The following is a 484-nucleotide window of genomic DNA, read 5'->3' on the forward strand; positions in this document are numbered from 1 at the left end:
AGACAGACCTACCCAAGATTCGCCGCCCAGACCCGGTTTGTGTCGCCCGCGGTCGTCCACTTCCTGCGCTTAGCCGAACCAGCCCCTCTGCAGGAGGCGCTGCAAGCGCTTTATGTCACCGAGGCCAGGCAAGAGACGCGGTTCCTGTTCTTGCCGGTGAACAACAGCGATGGTGAGGCCGACGGGACCCACTGGTCGCTCCTGTTCGTCGACCGAGGACATCCCCAGGGGCCGCAGGCCCATCATTATGATTCGCTGAAGGGCTTTGCGCAGCTCCATATTGCAGGCCAGCTCGCTAGCAAGTTGGGGGTGACGACAGGGTACCGGGAAGGCCAGATGACGCCGCAGAGCAACGGATATGACTGCGGTGTTTCGGTGCTGGCGGCCACACGTGAACTGGTGACCAGGCTGGCGAACAGCCGGCCGCCAGAGGGCGCATCGCTGGATCTTCGAGACGTCGTCGCCGATCGTACGGCGTTGCTGG

1 pseudogene is annotated in these 484 nt (G+C 63.4%); it reads left to right on the forward strand.

Annotation, left to right across the window (positions count from 1 at the left end):
- Positions 1-484: pseudogene (locus JQK88_RS35570) on the forward strand (hypothetical protein); the annotation flags it as partial.

Origin of the sequence: Mesorhizobium caraganae (assembly GCF_016836705.1) — a bacterium.
GTDB classification, from domain to species: Bacteria; Pseudomonadota; Alphaproteobacteria; order Rhizobiales; family Rhizobiaceae; genus Mesorhizobium; species Mesorhizobium caraganae.